Origin of the sequence: Aquabacterium lacunae (assembly GCF_004310865.1) — a bacterium.
GTDB lineage: Bacteria > Pseudomonadota > Gammaproteobacteria > Burkholderiales > Burkholderiaceae_C > Aquabacterium > Aquabacterium lacunae.
In genome coordinates this window covers 1-1,275 of record NZ_SIXI01000027.1, presented here as the reverse complement: position 1 = coordinate 1,275, position 1,275 = coordinate 1, and the positions used below count along the sequence as shown (strand labels likewise).

General features: G+C 48.0%; 1 protein-coding gene. It reads right to left on the bottom strand.

Translation table 11 applies throughout. From position 1 onward, the window contains the following. Positions 1-233: 233 nt before the first annotated feature. Positions 234-1,067: a hypothetical protein gene (locus tag EYS42_RS16840; RefSeq protein WP_130969371.1), complete on the bottom strand. Its 834-nt coding sequence runs from the start codon at positions 1,065-1,067 to the stop codon at positions 234-236. Positions 1,068-1,275 lie beyond the last annotated feature (208 nt).

Genomic DNA, 1,275 nt, shown 5'->3' with positions numbered 1-1,275 from the left:
TGTCCCATGGATTTTTCTAGCGCCCACTCGGCGCTAAGTGAATTGTATGGCGTAGGCGTTAAACCGCGCATACCGAGATTGAGGGGAGGGCACCTCGATGCATGCTTCACGAAAAGGCTAACGCCCAGGTTAACCGGCGCCGGAGCCGAAGGCGGAGGGCACCAACACTGGCCATGAAAATGCCGAAGGCATGGCCAGTGTTGGCGTCCGCGTTGAACCGCCAGTTAGAAATTTCACGCTTGGCGTGGGCCTATGGCCGACATCATGGAACTGTAGTTGGGAATGAAAGCATCCATCCCATTCTCCTGAGTGACGAGTAAGCCCTGGCTGTTAATTTCTTTTAATGTTCCGACGAATGATTCGTCTTTTAATGAGTAAATTTTTTCACCGATCTTCAACTGCTCACCATTGGGTAGAACAGCAAGATGATTGCTGCTGTAGTGGACAACCTTGTGTGAAGGTGATCTCAGAAATGAATCTGGTTGAACTGTTTGATCTTCAATTTGGGATAAGCGATGTGATAGCTCACCAATTGAATTTATGATAAGCCTGGTTTCCGCGCTTATGTCTGGCTTTGTTGACAGCTGCGCTTTTTGCAAGCCAAGAAGAGATACGAGAGAGTTTACGTCTGTTTCCGGCGGTGATAATGTTTCTCTGATCGCGTTTGCTATGTTGGCAACATCGCGCTGAACAGAATCGATTCGCATATTTGAGTCATAATCAATTGTGCGAAGCCCCTGGATGTCAAATACTCGATCTGTTTTTCTGTCTTTTATAAGGACAACTGGCAAATCAAAGGCTTGTCGAATTCCGAGTTCATAGAACACATTTGGGTTCTTTGAACTCAAATCGCATATAACTAGATCGCTTGAGATTATCCTGTTTAGGATGTCCAGAACAATGTAGTTCGTGCTCTTGATGTCATCGGCGCGAACAACATTTAGTCCCGCAATGGCGCAGGCGGGTTTTATAAGGTAGTCGTAGATGCGCTGAAAGTGACCAGCCTCGTAGTCCGGCGGATCGCTAATAGGCATCACAGCAAATGCTTGAGGTTGTTTTTCGTCCATGTGAAGCATTGGATTTTTGATATTTCTAACGCAATGTAGGACTCACGCCGGAGGCGTGAATCGGTTATCGGCGGCGTAGACGCCGCATAACCTGGGCGCACTGCTGCAAGGCAAGTGCTTGTCGCACAAGCAAAAAGGTGTTGCTTGAGACATGTCGCTCCCGTGTTATGCGATGGTTGTTACAAACGAAGGCTACCGGAACCGGCGG